The organism is Marinomonas sp. 63XJN7_9_ISO-PGPR-S23-217, assembly GCF_056173515.1.
Map to the genome: position 1 here is coordinate 1,680,095 of NZ_CM149678.1, position 21,869 is coordinate 1,701,963.

Here is a 21,869-nt window from a genome sequence, read left to right on the forward strand (position 1 = left end):
TATAGCAGGCATTATGCATTTTTAGGAAAAGAGGAACTAGATGATTGAAGTAAGGCGAGCAGAGCCGTCAGACGCGAAAGCGGTAAAAAGAATTTATGAGTGTCAAAATGCCTATACCAGTACATTACAACTACCGCTTCCCTCCTTGGATACATGGGAAAAACGTTTCCAGAACACGCCAGATAATGTTTATCGATATGTGGCATTAGTGGATGAGGATATCGTGGGGGAGTTGGGCTTTGAGTTAGGCACTAGCCCAAGACGTCGTCACGTCGGTACATTCGGTATGGAGGTAAAAGACGATGCCCAAGGCTTGGGTGTGGGCAGTGCTTTACTGAAGACGGCTATTGATTTAGCGGACAACTGGCTCAATTTAAAACGAATCGAATTAACCGTCTATGTGGATAACGAACGAGCAATCACTTTGTACAAAAAGTTCGGCTTTGAAATTGAAGGTGAGTCCAAGGCGTATGCGTTTAGAAATGGTAGTTTTGTTAACGTCTACCATATGGCTCGCGTTGTTGGGCATATATAACAAAAGATGGGCCAGCGCCATTCATACCCCATGACATGTCTCCCGGTCTAGGGAAGCCTCCCTAGACCTGTTTTTCTTTGATATTTTTCCTCCATTCTTTTGACCTTCTCTTATCTGTTGCTTGAATTTTGGCTAATTAAGGAAGTCTGAAAATAGTCTATTTCATCTTAATATGATCTTAAAATGATGTGAAATGTACTTAAAAGTATCTTAAAGTTCAGGTTGTAGGCTTAATTTCAACTTAATTCGCAATAAATAAGGAAACACTATGGTCGTAGTGTCAACCTTTAGAGTATCTTCTCCGTCATGCATGTTTGGGGGAATAAAAACAACATAAAACCCACCTCACTCTTAAGGTTATGTTGTTTTTATTGGATTGCGTTGACTGTGATTAATGCTCAAATCAAATGCATATACCGGAGCAATCCGGACACCCATTCCGATATAACTCGGACACCCATTCCGTTTTTATCCGGACACCTATTACGCTCTAAACCGGACACTTTTTGGCTTTCCCCGGAATCCCTGTCCGGATTAGCGTAAACCCTGTCCGGATTCACCGGAATCCCTTCGTTTTCTCTTTTAAATCAATCGCTCACTACACTTGGTTACACCTAATACGTTGCCAGGAAGTGATCATGACCAGAAAGAGAACCTCAATGACCAATATTAAAGAGATTTTGCGTCTCAAACATGAGTGCCATTTATCCACGCGGCAGATTGCTTCTTGTTTGAATGTCGGCCGCTCTACCGTGTCCGATGTCCTGACTCGTTTCAAACAAAGTGACTATTATTGGCCCCTTGCCAGTGACGTTTCCGATACCGATCTGTCTAAAGCGCTGTATCAAGAAAAACCGGCTAATCGCCTGAAAGTGATGCCGGACTTTGCGTACTTTTTTATCGAACTCAAGCGCAAAGGGGCGACGAAGCAATTGTTGTGGGAAGAATATGTTGCCGAGCACCAAGAGCGCACTTATGGCTACAGCCAGTTCTGCGAGTACTTCCGTCGTTGGCTCGCCACACAAAAACGCAGTATGCGTCAACTCCATACCGCAGGTGACAAGTTATTCATTGATTATTGCGGACCGACTATCCCGATCGTCAATCCGGAAACGGGCGACGTTCGCCACTCACAAGTGTTTGTCGCCACACTGGGAGCGTCTAACTACACCTACGTTGAAGCCAGCGAAAGTCAAAAGCTGGAGCATTGGCTACAGTGTCACGCCAATGCGTTTGAACACTTCGGTGGCGTTCCCGCTTTATTGGTGCCAGACAACTTAAAAGCTGCCGTGACAAAAACAGATCGTTATGAGCCGAAACTCAACGACAGTTATCGTCAGTTAGCGCATCACTATCAAACCGCCATTATGCCGGCTCGTCCCTATAAACCCAAAGACAAAGCCAAGGCCGAAAATGCGGTTCTGATTGTCGAACGCTGGATCATGATGCGCCTTCGTCATCGCACCTTCCATACCCTAAGAGAGCTGAATAATGCGGTTCGAGAGCTGATGAACGCTCTGAACCAACGGCCGATGCAAAAGATTGGCGTGAGTCGCCAAGCCCTTTTTGACACCCTCGATAAACCCGCGTTGAAACCGTTACCGATGCAGAAGTATGTCTACACAGAACATAAACGCGCCAAAGTGGGACCGGATTACCACATTGAGTACGCAAAGCATTATTACTCGGTACCGCATCAGCTTGTGGGTCAATATGTGACGCTGGAAGCGACGTCGCAGATCATACAAATCTTCCATCAAGGTCAGCCCGTCTCGTCTCACCCAATCAGCCGAAAAGACTATGGTCTGAGCACCCACATGGAACATATGCCGAGCCATCATCAACATCAAAAATGGTCACCAGAACGCTTAATCGGATGGAGCAAGCAGATTGGTGTCGCCACCGAAAACGTCATCAAACAACAGATCCTGTCCAAAGCCCATCCAGCCCAAGCCACTCGTCGCTGTCTTGGCATACTGAGTCTCGCGCGCAAACATGGGGATGTCCGCCTAGAGCAAGCCTGTCAGGATGCCTTACTGGTCAACAAACCTTCTCTGCGCTTTATCCGAAATCTGCTCGATCATCATCGGGAAGGCACACTGTCTCTTCCTTCTGACTCGACACCCGACACCCCGCACAGCAATGTTCGCGGGCCACACTGCTACCACTAGGAGAACAACATGAATCACCTGACTGAACAACTCAAAATGCTGCGACTGAGTCATGCCGTTACCGCGTTAGAACAACAACGAGAACAGTTAACCACCTATGGAGAACTGGACTTCGAGCAACGTCTCACACTGCTCCTTGACAGTGAGCTGCTAGGCAGAAATCATGGCAAAATCGAACGGCTCAAACGACAAGCAAAACTGCGCGTAGAAGCCAGCGCCAGCCAACTACTCTACAAAGAAGGGCGTGGACTAAAGCGCATCCAACTAGGAGAACTGTTGACAGGAGGTTACCTGCAAAAGCATCAAAATATCCTCATCACAGGCCCAACGGGCGCGGGCAAAACCTATGTTGCCTGCGCCCTTGCCTCACAGGCGTGCGAGCAACTTTATAGCGTTCGCTATCTGCGCCTGAGTCGACTGCTGGATGACCTCAGCCTTGGCCGCTTAGACGGCACCTATCAAAAACAACTTGCCGCCCTCGCCAAAAAGCAGCTGCTGATACTCGATGACTGGGGGATGGAAAAACTCAGTGCCGATCATGCAGGCCATTTATTAGAGCTTTTAGAAGATCGTTACCAAACCAGCAGCACGATCATGATCAGTCAACTGCCAGTGAAAGAGTGGTACAACATGATAGGCAATGCCACGGTTGCGGACGCTTTACTGGACCGTTTAATCCACAACAGTCACCGCATAGAACTAGGAGGAGAATCGATGAGAAAACTGGCGCAATCCGGACACATGGAGTAAAACTAGAGACTGAGAAAATGAAGAGAAAAAGGTGTCCGGATTAAAACGGTACCGGTGTCCGGAATCAGCGGAATATGCAATCAAAGCAGTGAACGCATTTCTCCTGTGCACTTTTATGATGATGTTTACCCTGATGAATTGTCATATTTTGATATGTGATGGAGAAAAAAATGATAACAACTGCATATTTCGGAGCATTCCGAACAGCCATTTCGGAATGAACCGAACACCTATTTCGGTTTAATCCGAACGCACATTCCGCGATTATCCGAACACTTTTAGGCGAACTCCGAAATCAGCGTTCGGAATAGCGAAAAGCCCGTTCGGAATGTCCGAAATCCTAATTTTTTCTCTTTTAAATCAATCACTCGCTATTCTTTATCTCTCAAATCAGAAGGTAAGGAAGCGACCATGGCTAAAAAGAGAACTCCAATGAAAAAAATCAAAGAGATATTACGACTCAAATACGACTGCGGTCTGTCCTATCGTCATATCGCTAGTTGCCTCAATGTCAGCCTTGCAACTGTCTCAGAACTTATCGCGCGCTTTAAGCAAAGTCAGATAGGTTGGCCCCTCCCAGAAGACTGTAGCGATACCGATCTCAATCAAGCGCTTTATCACTCAAAGAAAGCCAGTCGTCATAAAGTCATGCCGGACTTCGTTCAGTACGCTGTCGAACTCAGGCGTAAAGGCATGACGAAGATGCTGCTCTGGCAGGAATATCATGAACAATATCAAGAGCAAGCTTACGCTTACACTCAGTTCTGCGAGTACTTCATTCGCTGGTTCAAAACCCAAAAGCGCAGCATGCGTCAGCTTCATGTGGCGGGGGATAAGCTGTTTATTGACTATTGTGGACCTAGGCTTCAGGTGGTCAACCCTGACACAGGCGAAGTGCGAGAAGCGGAAGTGTTCGTGGCGACCTTAGGTGCGTCCAATTACACTTATGTTGAAGCCTTCCCAAGCCAAGGTAAATCCTATTGGCTAGAAGCCCATGCCAATGCGTTCGAACACTTCGGCGGTGTTCCCCAACTTTTAGTCCCCGATAATCTGCGCAGCGCGGTCACCAAAGCGAACCGCTATGAGCCAAGGCTTAATGACAGCTATCAAAAACTGGCGAATCATTATCAAACCGCGGTGATGCCAGCTCGCCCTTACAAACCAAAAGACAAAGCCAAGGCTGAAAATGCCGTGCTCCTAGTGGAACGTTGGATCATGATGCGATTGCGTCACCAAACCTTCCATACCTTCAAAGAACTGAACCTAGCCATCCGCGAACTTATGAATGAGCTAAATCAGCGAGAGATGAAACAGTACGGTGCGAGTCGCCAAGCATTGTTCAACAAACTCGATAAGCCAGCGTTAAAACCATTGCCCAAACAGCGTTATCTGTATACCGAAACCAAACGCGCCAAAGTTGGGCCGGACTATCACATCGAATATCGCCGCCATTATTACTCCGTTCCCCATCAACTGGTCGGCCATCATGTTGAACTGGAAGCCTCTAATCGTCTAGTGCAGATCTACCACCAAGGTAACTTGGTGGCTCAGCACCCACGCAGTCAAAGGGAGCGCGGAAACAGCACACAACCCGAGCACATGCCAAGTCATCATCAATATCAAAAGTGGTCACCTGGGCGCTTGCTCAACTGGGGAGCGAACATAGGACCAGCGACCCGAGAAGTCATTAACAAAATGCTCCACTCCAAGCCTCATCCAGAGCAATCCTATCGTTCCAGTCTGGGGTTGCTCAATCTGAGTAAAGTGCATGGAGAGTCGCGTTTAGAGCAAGCCTGTAACGATGCCTTGATGCTAACAAAACCTAACTACACCTTCATCAGTAACTTGCTTAAAAACAACCGCGAAGGACAACTGGATAAAGGCAAAACGAGCACACCTAACCTTGTTCATAGCAATGTCCGTGGCCCGAACTGTTATCACTAGGAGAAGATAAATGAACGCACTCGACGAGAAACTAAAAACCCTCCGCTTGAGCCATGCAGCGAAAGCACTAGAGCAGCAACAAGAGCAACTGACCACCTACGCAGAACTGAACTTCGAGGAACGGTTAAGTCTGCTTCTAGAAAGTGAGATATTGAATCGTAACCAGACCAAAATCCAACGCTTAAAACGACAAGCCAAGCTAAGAATGGACGCACAACCGAGTCAACTTATCTATAAAGAAAGGCGAAACCTTAACCGAAAACAAATGAGCGAATTACTCACTGGCAGCTACCTACACAAACATCAGAACATCTTGATAACAGGCCCAACGGGCGCAGGCAAAACCTATCTAGGCTGTGCACTGGCAACCAGTGCCTGCGATCAACAACACACCGTTAGGTACTATCGATTAACTCGCTTGCTTGATGACCTAAGTGCAGGTCGTCTCGATGGCAGCTATCAAAAACAGCTTCAGTCTCTGGCTAAAAAAACCTTACTGATCCTCGACGACTGGGGGATGGAAAAACTGACTCAAGAGCACTCAGGTCATCTGCTGGAAGTGCTTGAGGATCGTTACCAAAACAGCAGCACCATCGTCATCAGTCAACTTCCTGTAAAAGAGTGGTACAGCATGATCGACAACGCCACTGTAGCAGACGCCCTAATGGATCGATTGGTACACAATAGTCATCGAATAGAATTAGGAGGTGAGTCAATGAGAAAACTGGCGTAATCCGAACAGTTAGAGTAAAAATAAGGAAAGAGAAAAAAAGTAGGTTCAGGTGTTCGGAATAAACCGAAATGAGCGTTCGCAATCACCGAAATACGCAAACAACAAAAAAGACTCTACTAATCGCAATGCTAGCAGCGCAATTTCCAATGTCTTCAGCATGGGCGGCTGATACCAATGCAAGTACGAGTACAAGCCTTCAGTCTTTGCAGACACAGATTAATGAGCTTCAGGCTCGCCTGAATAAGACAGAAAAAACGGCAGAGCAAGCGTCAGACAAAGCGTCTCAAGCAAAGGTGGCGGCTACTAAAGCATCAGATGATGCCTCTTCTTTTGAATTCCATGCCTATGCACGTGCTGGGTTGTTGATGAACAATCACGGTTATGGTGCTGCTACCGGTGATGGCAAGGTGATTGGAACTGGCCCATATATGACGGCGGCAGGTGCCCTTGGTGCGCCAGTGGGCCGTTTAGGGCTAGAAGACGACAACTATGTGGAAACGGATTTAATCCACAAAAGTGTTGCCGACAACGGCACTAAATCACTTTATAAAATCATGATTGCGGATGGTAACCGAAGCAGCAATGATTGGACTTCAAGTGAGAGCCAACTCAACGTTCGTCAAATCTATACGGAGTTATCTGATATCAGCTCTTTTACGGGCGCATTCAAAAATGCCACAGTATGGGCAGGTAAGCGCTTCGACCGAGACAACTTTGATATCCACTTCTTTGACTCAGATATCGTTTTCTTATCCGGTACGGGTGCGGGTATTTATGATGTGCAGTTAGGTGATAACTGGAAGTCAAATTTCTCCATTTATGGCCGTGATTTTGGCACCGATGCCTCTAGTAACAATATTAAAAACTATATTGCCACCATGAATAACCACATTGGTCCATGGCAATTCATGGTCAGTGGTATGACCTCGCCTGGTAACGACCAACGTGCTTCAACAGTGAGTTCGCCAACGGTACGTGCAAACAGTGGTATACATACCTTGTTCGCTTATCATGGCGGAAGTTTTTATGGTGTATCTAAGGGCTTTTCGAAAACAGGTATTTTACTTGGTAAGGGTCTGGGTGCTGAGCTAAAACGAATCGGCGCAGACGGCGATTTGAATGACAAAGCCAAAGCGGTGCGTTTCTTCACGTTTGGTGTGGCTAACTTAAACGATACTTGGAAAGTGGCTCCAGCCTTCATGGCAGAATACAGTAAAGACCGTATTAAAACTGGTGATGAATTCAAATGGGCTTCGTTAAATGTGCGTTTGTCTGAAGCCTTTACTGATAACTTTGAAATGGTGTACGAAGGTTCTTACCAATACATGGATCTCAATAACGGCACAAGCAGTGCCAATGGTAACTTCTATAAAGCTACCATTGCTCCAACGCTGAAAATGTCTACGGCTGGTGGCTTTTTTGCTCGCCCAGAATTGCGCTTCGCGGTGAGTTATGTGAACTGGAGTAAAGAGTTAGATAACTACACCATCAGTTTAGATAATACCGCTAAACCTATGGGTTCAGGTGGTAGAACGTTATTCGCCCTACAAATGGAAACTTGGTTCTAGTTCTAATAGGAAAATGGACACATAAGCGAATGTCGGTGTACGGAAGCACGGTTAAAAAGCAACACAAAACTTATAATGATGATGACAATGAAAAAGCTCTTACTGAAAAGTAGGGGCTTTTTTTGTCCCATTTATTGCATTTGCATGTCTCTCTTAACGTTTTCTTTTAGAGGTATAGGCCGAGGAGTGGAGCATGTTGTTGAGGTTCGTTTGAGCAGATCATGGTCTCAAATTTGTGTATGATGGTGCTTGCTACAGAGGAAGTCTCCTGTGTTAGGATAGATTTTTCTGGTAACGCGTTATATGCCTTTATTTTTTAAGAGATTTTCATGCACTCACAACCACTAAAAGGGTCGAATTTAACGACGGTAAAAGGGATTAACTCGCGCTTAATACTGCACTTGATGCGAGTGCATAAAACCTTGACGAAGGCAGAAGCCACCAGAATGACAGGGCTGTCAGCGAATGCCATTTCGATGATTTTTCGGGCATTGGAAAAAGAAGGGTTTTTATTAAAAGGTAATCTTATTCGAGGCAAACGAGGCCAGCCATCGACAGAGATTCGTTTAAATCCAGACGTCCGGCATTATATTGGTTTTAAAGTGGGGCGGCGTTCTTTTGATCTTGTTCTTATCAATTTTATTGGTGACATTAAAGCCAGAATAGTGAGCTACCATCGCTATCCTACGCCGAGTAATACTCTTAGATTTATCGAAGAGAACTTATCGACACTTTTATCAGAGGCGCAGCTACTGCATGAGGATATTAGTGCGTTTAATATTGCCTGTCCCTTTGAGTTATGGAATTGGGCATCGGACTTTGATGCGCCATTACAAGAAATGGAAACTTGGCGTGATTTTGATCTAAAAGAGTCGATCAAAGAGATTGTGGAATGGCCTGTTTCTATTGAAAACGATGGGACAGCGGCCTCCAGAGCAGAACTTCTTTTTGGTCCAGATTTAAAAGCTCAAGATCTTGTGTATTTTTTTGTTGGCACTTTTATTGGTGGTGGCGTGGTCTTAAATGGAAGTGTTTTCCCAGGATTACGAGGCGGAGCCGGCGGATTTGGCCCGTTACGTGTACCGGATGAGCGTGGTGGTGAGCGCTTAGTTGATCACGCATCCCTTGTGACGTTAGAACACATGATGACAGAGCAAACATTGCCCATAGCGCAAGATATTTATTTAGAAGCGTTTGATTGGTCACAAGGGGAAGAAGCGGTGAGTGCTTGGTTAAAACGCGCTGGCCGTAGCTTAGGCCACGCTATTGTTTCAACCTTGGCTGTGATTGATTTTGAAACGGTTGTCATTGATGGCGCTTTTCCTGCGACGATTCGGGAGAGGCTTATTCGGGAAATAGAAGCACAATTGGATAAGCTGGATTTACAAGGTATTGTGAGACCGGTTATCAATGCCGGGCATTTTGCTCATGTTGCTCGTGCTTTAGGAGCGGCGGGTTATCAAATTTCAACAGAGTTTATGATTAATCAAAATACTCTGCTACGAGAGTCCCCCACCACATTCTTAAATGACTAAGTTCTTAAGTGATTAAGCCGCAGGTCAACTAAAGATTATTCATAGAGCGTCAGGTCTGCTGGGAGACTGGCGTTAAGCACCAGTTTTGCGTTGATCAAGTCATTATCATGGGTTTTCTTTAGCGCATCTCCTAAAGAATAACCAAGACCAAGCCATCTTGATTTTAATCTTTCTTCTAAGATACTTAAGGAAGACCGTAAAAATACAGTCATATCAAATAGCTGTGCAATGTCTCTCCATTCTGGCGCATCCAGTAGCAGGTAATTGCCTTCAACAATGATGATATCAACCTCTTTCTTAAGTAGCCCAGCATCAATAAAAGAGCGATCCAGCTTTCTAAAAAAAATAGGGTAGCGAATATCTCCTTCTGCTTTTTTCACATTCGTCAGTAAATGGCTTAAGCCATTGACATCAAAGGTTTCAGGAGATCCTTTGCGAGGGAGTAAATGACGCTGAATCAGAATCTCATTGTCATAATGAAAGCCATCCATGGGCAATAAAGCGGATGTATTTCTGTCTATCGATTGGTTATTTAATGCTGAGACAACGGATTCTGCAAGCGTTGACTTTCCGGAACCTGGAGGCCCAGCAATGCCTATCAAAATGCGCTGTTGGTTTTGATGTTTTTGATAAATGAGCTTTAGAATGCTCTCTACATTGTCTTTTAAGGTATCCATCAACGAGTTTAACCTTGGTCAAAAGGGCTTGGGTTTTCAAACAGGTGATATGCTCACCCTGTATTCAACATGGTTTGTTGCGTAACGCATCAATTTGGTAAAAAAATTAGGGCAGTGATGCCGACTAATTGCAGTTTTTGTAAGGTAAAAGTTAAGTTGTAGGGCGAGAAAAAGTTCGAATCTAACGGTATGCCAGCAATCAATAGGAAGAATAAAAGAAGAGCTGTGAGAACTTTTGATCTTTTTGCGACTAACTCTCGCACTATTATAAAAAGTGGGTGGTTATTTGTCCTGAGAGTTAAATGGCTCTTAATTCGTTGGCGAATAGCAAACACATTATCGGCCATCAAGGTTTCTGCTATGGCTGTCATCGTTCCGGCTTTCGTTTTCATCATTATTTTCCTCCGGTTTTAAGCACTACAGATCGCGTGACTTTTCTGATCAAAATGGAATCATGCATCCGTCGGGACCTCTTGGGCAGATCAAAAATAGTACAAGAGTATTAATACTGTCAATAATTAATTTTAAATGAATTAATTAATTTTTGCTCTATCGCAGTGCGTTTTTTGCTCTATGACCCAAGATGTTTCATTCTTTCTATGCATATTTTTTGACGTTTGAGGCCGCTATTCTTCATTAATCCTGTTAAAACAAGAGGATTGCGCAATTGGCACACTATCTGCTTTATGTAAGTCAAGTTCGTACCCTTGGGAAGTCGAGCTTCACAATTTGATGTAATAGAAGGCTAGGGTTCCGGCTATATAGAAAAATATAGTGACTGGTCCGAGAGCATTCGACCTTGTCAGTTTCAAGGTTACACGGCGGGACAAAAGCCCGGGAGACCACATGGCGATATTTGCCAAGGGTACTCCGTGTGTAATGTAAAAACTGAAAAGGTGACCGCTATGCAATACTCCGCGAAAAAGTTAACCGTTCTGCTTTGTTCTATTCTACTGTCTGCCAATGTCTTGGCAAAAGACCACTTCAAAGTCTGTTGGTCCATTTATGCGGGTTGGATGCCTTGGGCTTATGCTCAAGAGTCCGGCATTATCAAAAAATGGGGCGACAAATACGGTATCGATATCGATGTCGTACAAATCAATGACTATGTTGAATCCATGAACCAATATACCGCAGGTCAATTTGATGGCTGTACTATGGCGAACATGGATGCCTTGACGATTCCCGCTGCCAGTGGCGTAGACAGTACGGCATTGATTGTCGGTGATTACTCCAATGGTAATGATGCGGTTATCTTGAAAGGCAAAAAGCATCTAAAAGACATTAAAGGCCAAAACGTCAACTTGGTTCAATTTAGTGTGTCTCACTATTTGCTTGCCCGCGCCTTAGCTTCGGTGGGAATGAGCGAAAAAGACGTGAACGTGGTGAACACCTCTGATGCAGACATGGCATCGGTGTTTGGCACCAGTGACGTAACGGCCGCTGTGACATGGAACCCCATTGTCAGTGAGATTCTACAAATGCCGAACACCTATGATGTGTTTGACTCTTCTCAAATCCCAGGCGAAATCCTAGACACCATGGTCGTCAATACCAAAACCCTTAAAGAGAACCCTAATTTTGGTAAAGCCCTTGTTGGTGCCTGGTATGAAATCATGGGCTTGATGCAAGGTAACAGCGCGAAAGCCAAAGAAGTTCGTACAGACATGGCCGAGGCAGCGGAAACAAACCTTGCTGGTTACGATGCGCAATTGGCAAAAACCCACATGTTCTATACGCCACAATCAGCTCTTAAGTTGGTCGATAGTAAACAACTCTACGCCACCATGAAGCACGTTGCTGAATTCTCGTTTGCGCACGGTTTATTAGGTGATGGGGCGCCAAGTGCAGGGGCGGTTGGTATTCAAATGCCGGCTGGCGTATTTGGCGATAAAAACAATATCAAACTGCGCTTTGACCCTACCTATATGCAAATGGCTGCCGACGGAAAACTGTAACTCACCTGACAAACGCATTCTCTGGAGGTCTGGCTTCCCTTGGTTTTCATTGAGAAAACTAAGGGAAGAAGATCGAAGAGAGTGGTCATGGGACTCAACATGAAAAAAATGATTAATTTAAAACCAAGCAGAACCAGTGCGATTATTATCGGCCTACTGCCTTTTGTTCTGTTATTGGTGATCTATATGGTGAGCTCGGATGCCCGCTTAGCGATCAACCCCAGTGATAAAATGCTGCCTGCGTTCAGTCAAATGGGCGATGCGATCTACCGTATGGCGTTTGAGCCCAGTCGTCGGACGGGGGACTATGTGTTCTGGCAGGATACGTTGAGCAGTCTGGGGCGTTTAGGGGCGGGGGTGCTGATTGCGGCGTTGCTGGGATTGGTTATAGGTTTATTAACGGGCGCCTTACCTGTGGTGAATGCCAGTTTTTCCCCTTTGCTGACCGTGATTTCATTGGTGCCGCCTTTGGCGTTGTTGCCGATTTTATTCATTGTTGTGGGATTAGGGGAGGCCTCGAAAATCACCCTGATTGCCATCGGGATTACCCCGTTTATCGCTCGGGATATTCAGCGGCGAACACAGGAAATTCCGACAGAACAGCTGGTGAAAGCACAAACACTTGGAGCAAGCACCAGCCAAATTTTAATTCGCGTGTTGTTACCGCAAATCATGCCGAAACTGATTGATGCGATACGCTTGTCATTGGGCTCGGGCTGGCTGTTTTTAATCGCCGCAGAAGCCATCTCTTCCACTGATGGCCTCGGCTATCGCATTTTCTTAGTACGTCGCTATCTTGCCATGGACATCATTTTGCCTTATGTGGCGTGGATTACTCTACTGGCATTCTTGATTGACTTCTTATTGGCGCGATTGAATCGACGACTCTTTCCTTGGAGTCTGGAGGGGGGCGCATGAGTCAATCTATTCAGACAAAGACTGCCGTATCCAACGTGAAGAAGGCCGCTGTGACACCCATTATTCAAGGTACCAACATAGGCAAATCCTACGGGCAAGACATTATTCTCGAACGGGTCAATGTCTCGGTGCAAGAAGGGGAGTTTATTACCTTAGTAGGGGCTTCTGGTTGTGGCAAAAGTACCTTTTTGAAAATGATTTTAGGGATTGAAACGGCCACCGAAGGGGAATTGCTATTGGATGGCAAACCGATTCCCAACGAACCTGGTTCCGATCGCGGCATTGTGTTTCAGCAATATTCAGTGTTTCCCCATATGACCGTGTTGGAGAATGTCATCGCGGCTAAGGGCTTTCAAAAATCCTCTATCACTGGCTACTTATTTGGCAAAGAAAAAAAAGTCGCCAAGCAGGAAGCCGCTGAGATGCTGGCACAAGTAGGGTTGGGTCATGCCTTGAATCGTTATCCCCACGAGTTATCTGGCGGTATGAAGCAGCGGCTTGCCATTGCCCAAGCGGTGATCTGTAAACCACGCATTTTACTGCTGGATGAGCCTTTTGGTGCATTAGACCCAGGTATTCGGGCGGATATGCATGCCTTGGTATTGGACCTTTGGCACAAACATAAACTGACCATTTTTATGGTCACCCATGATTTAAAAGAAGGCTTCTACCTCGGCACACGCTTATGGGTATTCGACAAACTGCGTCATGACCCCCATTCCCCCAATGCCTATGGCGCTTCAATCACCTATGACCTACCGGTAGGTCATATGCCTGAGCCGCTTTATGACGAAATCGATCAACAGCTTCGACCGCTTACTAAAATGGAACAGCCCATTTCGAGTATGGAATAGAACGCAGAGGAACATTTATTATGAAAAAGTACGAAACCATTATTCCGGCCGCTAGCCACTGGTCACTGCGTGTGCGCCGTGGTATGCAAATGACCCTCACAGACATCGAAGGCGATGCCAATGTGGGCATGGTGTTTTACAACCCAGAAAACTTATTGGAGCGTTACAACGCGCCAGATACCTTAAAAGGGCAGCATACTTTTAAACTCACCAAAGGACACTGCTTGTATTCTGACATGGGGCGCATCTTTGCTTCCATTATCGAAGACTCCGTGGGCTGGCATGAAACCGTCAGCGGTAACAGTCACGCCTCTCACATTGCCGCCAAATGGGGCAAGCGCGACTACCAAAATGATCGTAATGATTGGATGCAAAATGGTCACGATGCCATGCTGGTGGAAATGGCCAAATATGGCCTGACCAAAGCCGACATCGCCGCAAATTTGAACTTATTTAGTCGAGTGGGTACCGATGCTGACGGCAATATGTCGTTAGTGGAAGGCAACAGTCCTGCTGGTTCAAGTGTCACTCTGCGTTTTGAAATGGACACTTTGGTGATGCTGCATACCTGCCCTCATCCATTGAGCAACGCGGCCAGCTACCCGAAAAAGCCGATTGCCATCCTGTTAGAAAAAGCCGCCCCTGTGGCGGAAGACGACTTTTGCAAAATGTCTCGCCCTGAAAACCAACGTGGCTTTGCGAATAACGAACTTTATTACCTTGGTGCTGAGATGAGCACAGACACTGGCGCGGAGGCCTAATCATGATCAAAGAAAGCCTATTAAACCCAGAGCATGCCAATACCACTTACCATATTGATGCGGGGGATTATTTTATTGGCGTTGTAAAGGCGGGCAGTACGTTTCGTCTCGTCGATTTAGAAGGTAACCAAGCGGCGGATACTTTGTTTTACAACGCCAATGATCCTGCCGAGCGCTACAGCGCCACGGACACCATTCGCGAGCAAGGCAACGTGTATTTAACCGCTGGCTCAGAAATTCGCTCCAATCAAAACAACGTTATGTTGGAGATCGTCGCGGATACCTGTGGTCGCCACGACACGCTAGGTGGAGCCTGCGCAACAGAAAGTAATACCGTGCGTTATGACCTAGAAAAACGTTGTATGCACGCTTGTCGTGACAGCTGGATGTTAGCGATTACTGAAAACCCAGAATTTGGCTTATCGAAGCGCGACATTAGCCACAACATCAACTTTTTTATGAATGTGCCTGTGACGCAAGCGGGTGGTTTGACCTTTGAAGATGGGATTTCAGCCCCCGGCAAATACGTGGAAATGGTGGCCAAAATGGACATTATCGTGCTGATTTCCAATTGCCCACAATTAAATAACCCTTGTAACGGTTATAACCCAACGCCAGTGGATATGTTGGTCTGGGATAAACGCTAAATTGGTAGTCTGAGATGCTTGATAGAGAAAACAGCTTACGAAATAAGCAGCCCCATGGATGGGGGCGGCAGGTTGTTAAATACAGGGACTGTATTTCGACCGAGCGTTTTCTGTGCCTGTTTTTACTCAGACATTCTGGCTTGTTTAATCCAGGCTTTGTTCATGAAGCACTCTGTCACGACCGATAGAGCCGATCGTTTTAGTTAGCCCAGTGGACGGCCACTGAGGTTTATCTCACTCCGGGACGGCCCGGACAAGGTTGAACCATGTTTAATAAGGTTTTAATAGCCAATCGAGGCGCCATCGCCACTCGTATTATTCGCACGCTTAACACCATGCAGATTGGCTCCGTGGCCGTGTACGCCGAATCCGACGCCAAAAGTTTACACGTTAAACGCGCCGATGAAGCTTATTCCTTAGGCGAAGGCAGTGCCAGCGACACCTATTTGGATATGGATAAAATACTCAATATAGCCAAACAATCGGGTGCCCAGGCGATCCATCCCGGCTACGGTTTTTTGAGTGAAAACGCGGCCTTTGTGCGTCGCTGTGAAGAAGAAGGTATTGCCTTTATTGGCCCCACCGCCGAACAAATGATTGAGTTTGGTCTGAAGCACAGAGCACGGGAATTGGCAGAAAAAGCCAATGTACCACTGTCGCCAGGCTCCGAATTGCTCACCGATTTAGACAGCGCTTGCCAAACCGCAAGTGCCATTGGCTACCCTGTGATGCTAAAAAGCACGGCGGGTGGCGGTGGCATTGGTATGCATCTATGCCACGATGAGAAAGGCTTACAAGACAGCTTTGATTCCGTGCGTCGTTTAGGTGCCAATAACTTTGCGGACGACGGCGTTTTTTTAGAGAAGTTCATTGCTCGCGCTCGTCATATTGAAGTACAGATCTTTGCCGATGGTAAAGGGAGCGCATTAGCACTGGGGGAGCGCGATTGCTCTAGCCAACGTCGTAACCAAAAAGTCGTCGAAGAATGCCCCGCGCCAAACCTTACCGATGAGGTGCGCAAACAGCTTCATCAAACCGCTGAGTTATTATTGTCTTCTGTTCAGTACCGCAATGCTGGTACGGTAGAATTTATCTACGATATGGACACGGACGAGTTTTACTTTTTGGAAGTGAATACGCGTTTGCAGGTGGAACATGGCGTCACCGAAATGGTCTACGGTGTGGACTTGGTGGAATGGATGATACGCCTTGCCGCTGGCGAAGACCTTGCCCTAGACGCTAAGCGTGAAGCGTTAAAACCGAAGGGTCATGCGGTACAAGTGCGCCTTTACGCGGAAGACCCGTATAAAGACTTTCAGCCTTGTGCCGGTTTGTTGAGTCAGGTTCAGTGGCCTTTGGCTAATGCTAAGGTTGCTGCTGGTTCGGGTGTTCGCATTGATACTTGGATCGAAACCGGTATCGAAGTGTCACCGTATTTTGATCCCATGCTGGCGAAAGTGATTATCCATCAGGCGAATCGCGAGAGCGCCTTTGCCCAGTTAAAAGCTACCCTCGACGATTGTATGCTATATGGCACAGAAACCAACTTAGACTACCTGAAAAACTTGGTTATCGACCCTGTTTTACTGCGCGGTGAAGTGAGTACACGTTATCTCAACCAGTATGTCTACCAGCCAGAACGTATTGATGTGCTCAGTGGCGGTACACAAACCACCTTGCAAGATTTTCCTGGTCGCCAACATCATTGGAATGTGGGCGTGCCTCCGTCAGGCCCTTTTGATAACTATCATTCCCGTCTCGCCAATCGCTTGCTGAATAACCCAGACTCTGCCGCCGCCATGGAAATTACTCTGCAAGGGCCAAGTTTGAAATTCAGCTTTGAAACATGCCTGGTCGTTTGTGGAGCGATGATTGATGCAACAATCGATGGTCAAGCCATTGAGCAAAACCAAGTAGTGACCATCAAAGCGGGCGAGACGTTAGCTTTGGGTCGTATTAAAGAGCAGGGCGCACGGGCCTATTTGGCCGTAGCGGGTGGTTTTGATTGTCCCGATTATTTGGGGTCGAAATCCACTTTCACACTGGGACACTTTGGTGGTCACAATGGCCGAGCCATTCAAACAGGCGATGTCTTGCACACGTTACCTGCGTCTTTGGACAATTTGCCCACACATGCCCCAGGCGAATTGGTGCCCCAGCTGGGCAATCACCATGAATTGCGGGTGATCTACGGACCACATGGCTCGCCAGATTTCTTCACCCCAGAAGACATCGAGATGTTCTTCGGCACAGACTGGGAAATCCATTACAACTCCAGCCGTACCGGGGTGCGCTTAATCGGCCCAAAACCGAAATGGGCACGTAACGACGGTGGCGAAGCAGGGCTTCATCCGTCCAATATTCATGACAACGCTTACGCTTTTGGTAGTGTGGATTTTACCGGCGACATGCCGGTGATTTTAGGGCCAGACGGTCCATCCCTTGGTGGCTTTGTTTGCCCTGCTACGGTGATTACGGCGGATTTATGGAAGCTGGGCCAACTTCGCGCAGGGGATAAAATCCGTTTTATTCCTGTGACCTTGGAAGACGCCGTGGCCCTAGAAGCGGCCCAAAATAACGGCTTGGCAAACCTCACCGCGTTTGAACGCGATATTCCCCCTTGTGATTTCCCTTGTGAAGAGCCGACACCGATTCTGAAAACGCTATCGGCGGATCGTTTTGGTGATGAAATCGTCTATCGTGCGGCGGGAGATCACTTCCTGCTGGTGGAATATGGCGAGCAAATACTGGATATTCGTTTGCGCTTTCGTGCTCACGCCTTGATGCAATGGCTAGAGCAAAACCCATTAGCCGGAATGCGCGAACTGACACCGGGGATTCGCTCCTTGCAGATTCACTACGACAGTCAACAACTGAGCTACACGGCTTTATTAAGCCATCTAGAAGCGGCGGAGCAAGCCTTAAGCACGCAGCTTGATGAACTCACCGTGCCATCAAGAATTGTCTACTTGCCTTTGTCGTGGGATGACAGAGCCTGCCAAGAAGCCATCGACAAATACGCCCAATCCGTACGTTCTAATGCCCCTTGGTGCCCAAGTAATCTAGAGTTTATCCGTCGTATCAATGGCCTAGACAGCATTAACGAGGTGAAAGACATCCTGTTCAGTGCAAGCTATTTGGTGATGGGGTTGGGGGATGTGTACCTTGGTGCTCCCGTGGCCACGCCAGTGGATCCGCGTCATCGTCTAGTGACCACCAAATACAACCCAGCACGTACCTGGACCGCGGAAAACTCGGTGGGAATCGGTGGATCATACTTGTGTGTGTATGGCATGGAAGGCCCAGGCGGCTATCAATTTGTTGGCCGAACATTACAAATGTGGAACCGCTATCGTCAGACCAGCGCGTTCAGTAAACCTTGGTTATTGCGCTTCTTTGACCAAATTCGTTTTTACGAAGTGAGCCACGAAGAACTGGAGCAGATCCGTAAAGACTTCCCCCATGATACTTTCCCTGGAGATAAGAGCCCAATACGCATCGAAGAGAGCACCTTCTCTTTGTCTGACTATCAAAGCTTTATCGATGACAACCAAGACAGCATTGAGAGCTTCAAACAAGGTCGTAATAAAGCCTTTGAAGACGAATTAGCGCGCTGGCATGCCAATGGTCAATTCCATTTTGATACAGAAGAAGCCGAAGCCGTTTCCACCGACATCACTTGGAGCGAAGATGCGACCGTCGTTGATAGCCCCGTCTCTGGTAGCGTCTGGCAAACCCAAGTGGCAGAAGGGGATCAGGTGCAAGCAGGGCAACTGCTAGTGATTTTAGAATCCATGAAAATGGAAATTCCCATCTATGCCCCTAGCGCAGGCGCGGTAGCGAATTTGTTATTAAAAGACGGCAGCCGCGTTAATGCAGGGCAAGCGATTGTCGTTCTTGAAGAATAAAGTAGAAGATTGAGGAGCAAACTATGGGCATGCAATTAGAAACACAAAGTGGATTGGACATGGGATTTTCTGCCCTGCGCAGCGCTTATCAAGCGGGTACAACCAGCCCTGAAAGCGTAATGGCGGATATCCGAGAGCGCGCAGCCGATTACAAAGATCACAACATTTGGATTCACCTGTTAACTGAAACGGAACAAGCGGTTTGGTTGGAAGGCTTAAAAAGCAAAGACATGGACACGCACCCCCTATGGGGAATTCCGTTTGCCATTAAAGACAACATCGATTTGGCGGGCATTCCGACCACGGCAGGTTGTGATGCCTTTGCTTACACACCGAGCGCCTCGGCTCAAGTGGTTCAACAGCTGATCGATGCGGGGGCGATTCCCGTTGGCAAAACCAATTTAGACCAATTTGCCACAGGCTTGAACGGTACCCGCTCGCCTTACGGTGCTTGTCATAATTCGTTTAATTACGATTACATCAGTGGTGGTTCCAGCTCAGGTTCAGCGGTTGCCGTGGCCCTTGGTTTAGCCAGTTTCAGCTTAGGCACTGACACCGCAGGCTCGGGCCGTGTTCCGGCTTGCTTTAATAATTTGGTTGGCGTGAAACCGAGCATAGGCTTGTTATCGGCTACGGGTTTAGTGCCTGCTTGTCGTAGCTTGGATTGTATGACCATTTTTGCTTACAACACCGACGATGCCAATATCGCGCTCGCGGCCGCAGAAGGCTTCGATGTACAAGACGGCTACAGCCGCCAGAACCCCTTCGACAATCAAACTCGCCATTATGGTTTACGTACAGGGCCGTTAACCGTCGGTGTGATTCCCGCTCATCAATTGAAATTCTTTGGTGACGAAAGCTATGAAAAAGCCTATTTCGAGACGTTAGCATTGCTTAAAGAGCAGGGCTTTGCCTTTCAAGAAATCGACTACGCTCCCTTTGATGAAATCGCCCAACTGTTATACGAAGGCCCTTGGGTGTCCGAGCGCTACATTGCCACACAACCTCTGATCGACGAGAATCCAGAGGCGATTTTCCCTGTCGTGCGGGAAATCATCGCGCCGGGTGGCAAACCGCCGGCAACGGCCTTGTTTAAAGCCCAATATCGCATTAACGATTTGAAGCAAATTTGTTTGGCTCAAATGGCAAAGGTGGATTGTTTGCTGACGCCTACAGCAGGGCGCCACTTCACCATAGCTGAAATGCTCGCTGAGCCGATTAAGCACAATAGCGAGTTGGGCTATTACACCAACTTTATGAACCTGATTGATTTGGCTTCCATCGCCGTCCCCACCGTGATGACAGACAACGACATGCCATTTGGTATCACGCTTGTGGGGCCGACTTTTAGCGACCGTATGTTAATGTCCATTGCCAACCGCATTCAGCAAGCGCTTCCCCTAAACAAAGGGGCTTTAGAGGTCGTGGCAACGCCAAACAACACAACCCCTGTGAGCAACCCGAAAACCATCGACGTAATGGTCTGCGGCGCGCATTTAGCAGGCCAGCCACTTAACTGGCAACTAACGGAACGCGGCGCCACCCTAAAAGTCAAAACCACCACCGCCACCATGTATCGCATGTACGCATTAGCGGGCGGGCCTCCGCTTCGCCCTGGGTTGATACTCGATAAAGACAATGGTGACGCCATCGAAGTGGAAGTTTGGTCTGTGCCAACACAATACTTTGGCAGTTTTGTCGCAGGCATCCCCGCGCCCCTCGGTATCGGCAAAATAACACTCGCCGACGGCAGCCAAGTGGCAGGGTTTATCTGTGAACCTTACGGCATCGAAGGCGCACAAGACATCACCCATTTTAAAGGCTGGCGAGCGTATTTGGCGTCATTGAAATAGCAAGACGGTAAACGCAGAGACAACGAAAACCACTTTTCTAGCGATAGAGAAGTGGTTTTATGGAAATGTTATTTATAGCAGTTGGTCTAGTGGACTATTGGTTCCAGCAAAATGTTGACCTATTACATGCGTATAAATTTGTGTGGTTGACACATCGTTATGGCCTAACAACTCTTGAACAGTTCTTATATCTCGTCCGGCCATCAATAAGTGAGTCGCAAAAGAATGGCGGAAGGTGTGACAATTTACTCTTGTTTCATTAATTCCTGCTTCATGGACTGCTGTTTTTAATGCTTTACGGGGCACTGAATCATGTAAATGATGCCGGCATAATTCGCCAGTCAAAGGGTGCGGGCTGATTGATGTAGAGGGAAATAAAAACATCCAACTTAATTGACGAAATGCGTTCGGATACTTTCTAGACAGTGCGAAGGGCAAAGAAGGGCCGTATCCCTTTGTATTGTCGTCTTGTTGGATTTTTTGAGCATAGGATTTTTGTTTGTTTAAAGATTCAGCTAATTTACGGCTAAGAATCGTGGTTCTATCTTTATTGCCTTTGCTGCATCGTACCACCAAGCTACCTTGATCCAAATTAATATCTTGAATGCGAATACGTAAGCACTCACTGATCCTAAGTCCTGAGCCATATAGCAATGAGAACATTAAGTGATCCCGTTCATTTAAGCAGCTTAGTATTTTCTGAATGTCGTTAGGTGCTAAAACAATGGGTAAGCGCCGACCTTGTTTAGCATGCTGAAATCCTAAGTCTCCTAATGGTTGATCAAGTAGCTTGTTATATAAAAATGCGAGGGCATTAAGGGCAGATTTTTGTGTGTTAATTGCAACATTTTGTTCAATTGCCAAAAATGATAAAAACGCTCTTACTTCTTCTGCCCCCATATTTTGAGGGTGCTGCAGCTTATGGAATCGAATAAAATATTTAATCCAATACAGGTAAGACTTCTCTGTTTTTAAGCTATAGCCGCGCAGCCTGAGTTCATTACGAATAAAGTTAAGAAAAGGACTGGAAGACATCACACACTCCTTGTGGATAATT

At 46.8% G+C, this 21,869-nt stretch carries 17 protein-coding genes and 1 riboswitch; of the genes, 14 read left to right on the plus strand and 3 right to left on the minus strand.

What is annotated here, in order from left to right; all coding sequences use genetic code 11:
- Positions 1-40 precede the first annotated feature (40 nt).
- The 7 genes from AC0VYI_RS07860 to AC0VYI_RS07890 all read left to right on the plus strand — a co-directional run bounded on the left by AC0VYI_RS07860 (position 41) and on the right by AC0VYI_RS07890 (position 9,236).
- The gene (locus tag AC0VYI_RS07860; RefSeq protein ID WP_475448488.1) at positions 41-535 is read left to right on the plus strand and encodes a GNAT family N-acetyltransferase; all 495 of its coding nucleotides are present in this window, start codon (positions 41-43) and stop codon (positions 533-535) included.
- A gap of 638 nt (positions 536-1,173) precedes the next feature.
- A complete protein-coding gene (gene istA, locus AC0VYI_RS07865) occupies positions 1,174-2,706 on the plus strand; it encodes an IS21 family transposase (protein ID WP_475443430.1) in 1,533 nt (510 codons plus the stop codon).
- A 9-nt stretch (positions 2,707-2,715) separates the two neighbouring features.
- The gene (istB, locus tag AC0VYI_RS07870) at positions 2,716-3,456 is read left to right on the plus strand and encodes an IS21-like element helper ATPase IstB (RefSeq protein WP_475443432.1); all 741 of its coding nucleotides are present in this window, start codon (positions 2,716-2,718) and stop codon (positions 3,454-3,456) included.
- Between the two features lie 411 nt (positions 3,457-3,867).
- Positions 3,868-5,400 carry an IS21 family transposase gene (istA, locus tag AC0VYI_RS07875; protein WP_475443424.1) on the plus strand — a complete coding sequence of 511 codons (1,533 nt, stop codon included), beginning with the start codon at positions 3,868-3,870 and terminating at the stop codon, positions 5,398-5,400.
- 10 nt (positions 5,401-5,410) lie between these two features.
- Positions 5,411-6,133 carry an IS21-like element ISVch3 family helper ATPase IstB gene (gene istB / locus AC0VYI_RS07880; protein ID WP_475443426.1) on the plus strand — a complete coding sequence of 241 codons (723 nt, stop codon included), beginning with the start codon at positions 5,411-5,413 and terminating at the stop codon, positions 6,131-6,133.
- Between the two features lie 68 nt (positions 6,134-6,201).
- On the plus strand, positions 6,202-7,701 hold the full coding sequence (locus tag AC0VYI_RS07885; RefSeq protein WP_475448490.1) for a carbohydrate porin: 1,500 nt from the start codon (positions 6,202-6,204) through the stop codon (positions 7,699-7,701).
- Between the two features lie 329 nt (positions 7,702-8,030).
- Positions 8,031-9,236 carry an ROK family protein gene (locus AC0VYI_RS07890; RefSeq protein WP_199476197.1) on the plus strand — a complete coding sequence of 402 codons (1,206 nt, stop codon included), beginning with the start codon at positions 8,031-8,033 and terminating at the stop codon, positions 9,234-9,236.
- 35 nt (positions 9,237-9,271) lie between these two features.
- On the opposite strand, the gene AC0VYI_RS07895 is transcribed toward AC0VYI_RS07890, so the two are convergent.
- Together AC0VYI_RS07895 and AC0VYI_RS07900 are read right to left on the minus strand one after the other, a co-directional pair.
- On the minus strand, positions 9,272-9,913 hold the full coding sequence (locus tag AC0VYI_RS07895; RefSeq protein ID WP_475449804.1) for an AAA family ATPase: 642 nt from the start codon (positions 9,911-9,913) through the stop codon (positions 9,272-9,274).
- 89 nt (positions 9,914-10,002) lie between these two features.
- Positions 10,003-10,308, minus strand: a complete 306-nt coding sequence (locus AC0VYI_RS07900) for a hypothetical protein (RefSeq protein WP_475448492.1) — start codon at positions 10,306-10,308, stop codon at positions 10,003-10,005.
- 339 nt (positions 10,309-10,647) lie between these two features.
- Positions 10,648-10,756: riboswitch (guanidine-I (ykkC/yxkD leader) on the plus strand.
- Positions 10,757-10,818: 62 nt separating this feature from the next.
- Here AC0VYI_RS07900 and AC0VYI_RS07905 point away from each other — a divergent pair.
- From AC0VYI_RS07905 to atzF, 7 genes are all read left to right on the plus strand, one after another.
- The gene (locus tag AC0VYI_RS07905; protein ID WP_475448494.1) at positions 10,819-11,871 is read left to right on the plus strand and encodes a putative urea ABC transporter substrate-binding protein; all 1,053 of its coding nucleotides are present in this window, start codon (positions 10,819-10,821) and stop codon (positions 11,869-11,871) included.
- Between the two features lie 99 nt (positions 11,872-11,970).
- On the plus strand, positions 11,971-12,789 hold the full coding sequence (locus AC0VYI_RS07910; protein WP_199476201.1) for an ABC transporter permease: 819 nt from the start codon (positions 11,971-11,973) through the stop codon (positions 12,787-12,789).
- Positions 12,786-13,643 carry an ABC transporter ATP-binding protein gene (locus AC0VYI_RS07915; RefSeq protein ID WP_475448496.1) on the plus strand — a complete coding sequence of 286 codons (858 nt, stop codon included), beginning with the start codon at positions 12,786-12,788 and terminating at the stop codon, positions 13,641-13,643. The genes AC0VYI_RS07910 and AC0VYI_RS07915 overlap by 4 nt, the downstream gene beginning before the upstream one ends.
- Positions 13,644-13,663: 20 nt before the next feature.
- Positions 13,664-14,404 (plus strand): urea amidolyase associated protein UAAP1, encoded by a 741-nt coding sequence (locus tag AC0VYI_RS07920; protein ID WP_475448498.1) that lies wholly within the window; start codon positions 13,664-13,666, stop codon positions 14,402-14,404.
- Positions 14,405-14,406: 2 nt separating this feature from the next.
- Positions 14,407-15,051: an urea amidolyase associated protein UAAP2 gene (locus AC0VYI_RS07925; RefSeq protein ID WP_067018269.1), complete on the plus strand. Its 645-nt coding sequence runs from the start codon at positions 14,407-14,409 to the stop codon at positions 15,049-15,051.
- Between the two features lie 266 nt (positions 15,052-15,317).
- Positions 15,318-18,959, plus strand: a complete 3,642-nt coding sequence (gene uca / locus AC0VYI_RS07930) for an urea carboxylase (protein WP_475448500.1) — start codon at positions 15,318-15,320, stop codon at positions 18,957-18,959.
- A 23-nt stretch (positions 18,960-18,982) separates the two neighbouring features.
- Positions 18,983-20,812, plus strand: coding sequence for an allophanate hydrolase (gene atzF / locus AC0VYI_RS07935; protein WP_475448502.1), 1,830 nt, complete (start codon positions 18,983-18,985; stop codon positions 20,810-20,812).
- Positions 20,813-20,884: 72 nt separating this feature from the next.
- Here atzF and AC0VYI_RS07940 read toward each other — a convergent pair whose 3' ends face one another.
- Positions 20,885-21,847, minus strand: a complete 963-nt coding sequence (locus tag AC0VYI_RS07940; protein WP_475431684.1) for an integron integrase — start codon at positions 21,845-21,847, stop codon at positions 20,885-20,887.
- Between the last annotated feature and the right edge of the window lie 22 nt (positions 21,848-21,869).